Annotated in this window: 5 protein-coding genes; 3 read left to right on the forward strand and 2 right to left on the reverse strand. The window is 74.8% G+C overall.

What is annotated here, in order from left to right; genetic code table 11:
- The first annotated feature begins 175 nt into the window (after positions 1 to 175).
- Positions 176 to 1,120 carry a DUF5996 family protein gene (locus L1885_RS22395; RefSeq protein ID WP_235798969.1) on the forward strand — a complete coding sequence of 315 codons (945 nt, stop codon included), beginning with the start codon at positions 176 to 178 and terminating at the stop codon, positions 1,118 to 1,120.
- A 203-nt stretch (positions 1,121 to 1,323) separates the two neighbouring features.
- On the opposite strand, the gene L1885_RS22400 is transcribed toward L1885_RS22395, so the two are convergent.
- Positions 1,324 to 2,664: an aspartate aminotransferase family protein gene (locus tag L1885_RS22400; RefSeq protein ID WP_235798970.1), complete on the reverse strand. Its 1,341-nt coding sequence runs from the start codon at positions 2,662 to 2,664 to the stop codon at positions 1,324 to 1,326.
- 87 nt (positions 2,665 to 2,751) lie between these two features.
- On the opposite strand from L1885_RS22400, the gene L1885_RS22405 reads away from it, so the two are divergent.
- Positions 2,752 to 3,654 (forward strand): LysR family transcriptional regulator, encoded by a 903-nt coding sequence (locus L1885_RS22405; RefSeq protein WP_235798971.1) that lies wholly within the window; start codon positions 2,752 to 2,754, stop codon positions 3,652 to 3,654.
- Positions 3,655 to 3,703: 49 nt separating this feature from the next.
- Here the strand turns inward: L1885_RS22405 and L1885_RS22410 are convergent, their stop codons facing one another.
- Positions 3,704 to 4,378, reverse strand: a complete 675-nt coding sequence (locus L1885_RS22410; RefSeq protein WP_235798972.1) for a TetR/AcrR family transcriptional regulator — start codon at positions 4,376 to 4,378, stop codon at positions 3,704 to 3,706.
- A 329-nt stretch (positions 4,379 to 4,707) separates the two neighbouring features.
- Here L1885_RS22410 and L1885_RS22415 point away from each other — a divergent pair.
- Positions 4,708 to 5,764 (forward strand): GlxA family transcriptional regulator (locus L1885_RS22415; RefSeq protein ID WP_235798973.1); only part of this gene is annotated, 1,057 nt, incomplete at its 3' end.

The following is a 5,764-nucleotide window of genomic DNA, read 5'->3' on the forward strand; positions in this document are numbered from 1 at the left end:
CGGCCCGCCGCGCCCGCGCGGGCGGGGCGCGCCACCTCGCGCCGTGCCGGGCGTCCGGCGGCCGGGTTGCGGGAGCACGAGGGCGCTGTGCAGGGTGGAGAAAGAGGCGAGGGCCCCGGCCGGCGCACCGCGGTACGGGGACGGTCCGGCAGCGCACCGCAAAGGGACCACGATCATGGAAACCGTACTGACGTCACGCGTGGCCGAGGCGTGGCCGCGGCTGCGGGTCGACGACTGGACCGAGACCCGCGACACCCTCCACATGTGGATGCAGATCGTCGGGAAGGTGCGCCTCGCCCACGCGCCCCTGCTCAACCACTGGTGGCAGGTCCCGTTCTACGTGACTCCCCGGGGGCTGACCACCTCCGCCGTGCCGGCGGGCGCGGGCGCCTTCGACATCGAATTCGACTTCATCGACCACCTGTTGCGCATGCGCACCAGCGACGGTGGAGCGGCCGGCCTGCCCCTTGAGCCCATGCCGGTGGCCGACTTCCACGCGCGCGTCCTGCGGCAGCTTGAGGGCATCGGTGTTCCCACCACCGTGCAGGGCCATCCGAACGAGGTGGAGACGGCGGTGCCCTTCGCGGACGACTACGGGCACCACAGCTACGACCCGGCCGCGGCGATGCTGTTCTGGCGCCAGCTCCTCCAGGCCAACCGTGTGCTGGGCGCCTTCCGCGGGTACTTCGCCGGCAAGGTAAGTCCCGTCCACTTCTTCTGGGGCGGCATGGACCTGGCCTGCACGCGCTTCTCCGGCCGGCGCGCCCCCCAGCACCCCGGCGGCGCCCCGAACTGCGGCGACTGGGTCATGGTTGAGGGCTACTCGCACGAGCTGAGCAGCTGCGGGTTCTGGCCCGGCGGCGGCGAGGAGGGGGCCTTCTACTCGTACGCCTACCCCGAGCCCGACGGCTACGCCACCAGTCCCGTCGAACCGGCCGAGGCCCACTACAGCGCGCGGAACGGGCAGTTCCTGCTGCCCTACGAGGCGGTGCGCACCGCCGACGACCCCGACCGGGCCCTCTCCCGCTTCCTGCACACCACCTACGCGGCCGCGGCCGACACGGGCGGCTGGGACCGGACGGAGCTCGAAACCGACCCGGAGCGCTGGACGGACACGTGAACCGGGCGCGGGCGGGGCCGGCGGTCCCCGGCCCCGCCCGCGGCTTCGACGGTCCCCGGCCCCCGGCCGCGCCTGCGCGCTTCACGCCCGTTCCCCGCTCCTGCGCCCCCACGCCACCGCCCGCCCGCGACGCCACCGCCCGCCCGCGCACCTCCCCCCGCGCCGACGGGCGCATACGGGATCAGGCTCCGGCGCCGACCGGCTCAGACAGCCGCCGACGCGTCCGCCACGGCCCGGTCCAGGATCGCCAGGCCCTCGGCGATCTCGTCCTCGGAGGCCGTCAGCGGCGGCGCCATGCGCAGCACGCCGCCCATGCCGGGCAACTGGACGATGTTCATGTGCAGGCCGAGTTCGAGGCAGCGCCGGGTGACGCGGGCGCCGAGGACGTCCGAGCCCTCCTTCGTCTCCCGGTCCCTGACGAGCTCGACCCCCGCGAGCAGGCCCCGCCCGCGGATGTCGCCGACGACCGGACGGCGTCCGGCGATCTCCTCGAGACCCTTGCGCAGGAAGGAGCCGAGCGTCCGGGCGCGCTCGTCGAGCCCCTCCTCGGCGAGCACGTCGAGGACCGTGTTGCCGACCGCCGCGACGAGCGGATCGGCGGCGTGCGTGGTGAAGAAGAGGAACCCCCGCTCGTGGGCCGCCTGTTCGATCTCCTCGCTGGTGACGACCGCGGCCAGCGGCAGGCCCGCGCCGAGCGTCTTGGAGAGCGTGAGGATGTCCGGCACGATGCCGTCGCGCTCGAACGCGTACCAGGTGCCGGTGCGGCACAGGCCCGTCTGCGCCTCGTCGACGATGAGCAGCATGCCGCGCTCGCGGCACTTGTCCCTCAGGGCGGCGAAGTAGCCGGGGGGCGGCTCGATGATCCCGCCCGAGCTGAGGATCGGCTCGACGAGGCATGCCGCCAGGCTGCCCGTCGACTGCGCGTCGATCAGGTCGAAGGAGAAGTCCAGCTGGCGCCGCCAGTCCAGTGAGCCGTCGGGCGCCGTGAAGTCCGGGCGGTACGCGTTCGGCGCGGGGATCGCGAAGTTGCCGGGCGCGCCCGGCCCGTAGCCCCGGCGGCCGGCGCTGTACGTCGCGGAAGCGGCGGCCTGGGTCATGCCGTGCCACGACCGGGCGAACGAGACGACCTCGTGCTTGCCCGTCACGAGCTTGGCCATGCGGAGCGCGGCCTCGTTCGACTCGGCTCCGGTCGTCAGCAGCAGCACCTTGCGCAGCGGCTCGGGCAGCGTGCCGGCCAGCCGCCGGGCGAGGTCGACCACGGGACGGCTGAGCATTCCGCTGAAGAGGTGGTCGAGGGTCCCGATCTGGCGCCGGACCGTCTCGACGATCGCCGGGTGCGAGTGGCCGAGGACGGCGCTCATCTGACCGGAGGTGAAGTCCAGGATCTTCCGGCCGTCGGCGGTGTAGACGTGGCTCCCGGCGGCCCGCTCGATGATCTCGGGGGTGAAGTCGCCGCCGAAGCGGACGAGGTGCCTCTCGGCGTCCGTCCAGAAGGCCCCGGCGTTGTCCGCGGCGGTCGCCGCGGTGGTGGTGGAAGCAGCCATGCCGTCGACGGTAGGGCGGGCCGCAGCGACACGTCCATCTCACGATTCCCGCTCTCCTGTTCGGCGGAGCCGCACAATGGAGGGGTGATGAACCCGTGGCGGCTGCGGCTGCTGAGCCGGCTGGACACCCTGGGCACCGTCCGGGCGGTGGCGCAGGCCTCGAATCTGAGCCCGTCGAGCGTCTCGCAGCAGCTGGCCGTCCTGGAGGCGGAGACACACACGCAGTTGCTCCAGCGGACGGGCCGCCGGGTGCGGCTGACCCCGGCCGGCCTGATCCTCGCCCGCCGGGCGCGCGCGATCCTCGACCACATGGACGGCGTCGAGGCGGAACTGCGCGGCTTCGGCGACGAGCCGGCGGGTCTCGTGCGGCTGGGCGCCTTCCAGAGCGCCATCCACTCGATGGCCGTGCCGGCCGTGGTGCGGCTGGCCCGCAGGCACCCGCACCTGGAGGTCGAGCTGCTGGAGCTGGAACCGCACGCCAGCATGCCGGCGTTGAGGGTCGGCGACGCGGACATCATCATCTCCACCACCGACTTCGACGAGCAGCCGCTCGGCCCGGACCTCGACCTCGTGCGGCTGACGACGGACCCGGTCCTGCTGGTGGTGCCGCCCGGGCACCCGGCGGCCGGGCGGGGCGCGGTGGACCTGGCGGCGTGCGCCGACGAGCCGTGGGCCTTCGACGTACCCCAGTCGTACATGGCCAACCTGGCACTTCGGCTGTGCCGGCAGTCCGGCTTCGAGCCCAGAGTGGTGTGCCGCTTCAGCAACTACATGATGACGCTCCAGCACGTGGAGGCGGGGCTGTCGATCGCGCTGCTGCCGGGCCTCGCGGTCGACACGCGCTACCGCGTCGCGACGAGCCACCTGGCGGCCCCGGTGACGCGGACCATCACGGCGGCCGTCCGCCGCGGCTCCCTGCCCCGCGCCGCCGTCCACGCCGTGCTGGACGAGCTGCGGCGGCAGGACCCGCCGGCGGCGGCCGGCGCCTGATCACCCGGCGCCCACCGCCCGACGCGGTGGGGCCCGGCGCGTCGGGCGCTCAGACGCCGGCGGGCGGAGCAGTGGAGGCAGCGGCGCCGGGGACAGCGGTGCCCGGGACAGCGGCACCGGAGGCGGGGGCGTCCGCGGCGAGCAGGGCCGCGACCGCCGCCCGGGCCTCCGCGGCGGGCGACGGCGAGTGCTGGACGGCCGCGGCGGCCACGGCCCCCTCCGCGAGGAGGTAGACGGCGCCGACGACGGCCTCGGAGCATCCCGCCGACCTCGGCACGGAGGTCAGCAGCGCGCGGAACTCGCGCTGGTGGTGGTACACCTCGGCGGCGATCGCGGGATTCGTCGGGCCGAGTTCGCCGTACGCGTTCATCCAGGGACAGCCGCGGAACTCCGGCGTCTCGAACCACTCGTGGAACCAGTCGAAGAGGGACAGGACCCGCTCGCGCGGGCTCCCGGCCGCGTCGACGTGGGCGCCGATGTCGGCCATCATCCGCGTGTGGCGCCTGCGCAGGGTGGCGACGACCACCGCGTCCTTGCCCGGGAACAGCTCGTAGATGCGCTTCAGGGGCAGTCCCGAGGCGCTGCGCAACCGGTCCATGCCCACGGCCTGGATCCCGCGCGCGTTGAAGATCTTCTCCGCGGCGTCGAGCAGCAGGGCGCGCCGGCCGTCGCCGTCTCCCGACGGGCGCCGGCCCGGGCCGGGGGCGGTCGTGGCGCGGGACACGGTGCACCTCACATTGACGCGGAAGCCAGGAGCTTCCTAGACTAAAGGAAAGAGAATGAACGTTCTTTGACGCGATCCGGGAGACGCGGCCCGATCCGGGGAGCGCCCACCGGCCCGCGCACCGCCGGGGCCGTCCCGGCCGCCGGGCGCACCCCCGGTGCCACGCGGCCCGCCGGCCGCCGTCCGGGCACCGGGACCGGCCGCGCCACCCACGACCGCACCGGCGGTCACCACCGCGGACGGTGCCCCGTCCGAACGCCGGCCACCTCGATCGGGGCGGGCGCGACGGGGCCGGTCCGGCCTCGCGCACGCACCTTCCGGAGACTCCGATGAACCAGCCGCACCAGGCTCCCGGCGCAGCACACCGGCCGCAGCCGCGTCCCGCCGGCGAACCGCGTCCCCTGACCGTCACGGTCCTCGTCTTCCCGGGGGTGCGCCTGCTGGACGTCACGGCGCCGATCGAGGTGTTCTCGGCCGCCACGCAGTTCGGCGCCGACTACCGCATCCGCACCGTGTCGGCGGACGGCGCCGACGTCCTCACCACCTCCGGGGTGCGGCTGCCCGTCGACCTCGCCGCCCACGCCGTGACCGACACCAGCGACGTGCTGGTCGTCCCGGGCAGCCCCGCCTGGCGGCCCCTCGTCGAGAACGAGCCGCTCCTTCGCGTGGTCCGCTCGCTCGACGCAGGCTCCCTGCGCACCGCCTCCGTGTGCACCGGAGCGTTCCTGCTCGCGGCCGCGGGACTCCTGGAGGGCCGCCACGCCACCACGCACTGGCGCTACGCCCCCCACCTCGCGTCGCTGTTCCCCTCGCTGACCGTCGACTCCGACGCCATCTTCGTGCGGGACGGCAGGATGATGACCGCGGCCGGCGGGAGCTCGGGCATCGACGTCTCGCTCGCGCTCGTGGAGGAGCACTGGGGGGCCGACGTGGCCCGGTCCGTCGCCAAGGACCTCGTCGTCTTCATGCAACGGCCGGGCGGCCAGTCGCAGTTCAGCGTGCGCAGCAGCCAGCCCGGCACCCGCCGGTCCGCGCTGCGCCGAGTGCTCGACTCGGTCGCCGCGGACCCCGCGGGCGACCACACCGGCACGGCCCTCGCCCGCCGGGCGGGCGTCAGCGTCCGCCACCTCGGGCGGCTGTTCGCCGAGGACCTCGGCACCACCCCCGCGCGCTACGTCGAGCAGGTCCGCGTCGAGGCTGCCCGCACCCTGCTGGAGACGGGCGACGACCCCATGTCCGCGGTGGCCCGCCGTACGGGCCTCGGCTCGGCGGACTCGCTGCGCCGCGCCTTCGTCCGCAACATCGGCGTCACGCCCGGCGCCTTCCGCGCGAGCTTCCGCACCACGGGGCCCGGGTCGGCGCGGCCCGGCGCCCACGTGCTGCCCG

The organism is Streptomyces fuscigenes (genome assembly GCF_021556455.1).
Lineage (GTDB): Bacteria > Actinomycetota > Actinomycetes > Streptomycetales > Streptomycetaceae > Streptomyces > Streptomyces fuscigenes.

What these genes read in the sequence shown, in the direction of transcription:
- L1885_RS22395 (WP_235798969.1), top strand. Translation starts at nt 176, where the DNA reads ATGGAAACCGTACTGACGTCACGCGTGGCCGAGGCGTGGCCGCGGCTG.
- L1885_RS22405 (WP_235798971.1), top strand. Translation starts at nt 2,752, where the DNA reads ATGAACCCGTGGCGGCTGCGGCTGCTGAGCCGGCTGGACACCCTGGGC.
- L1885_RS22400 (WP_235798970.1), bottom strand. Translation starts at nt 2,664, where the DNA reads ATGGCTGCTTCCACCACCACCGCGGCGACCGCCGCGGACAACGCCGGG.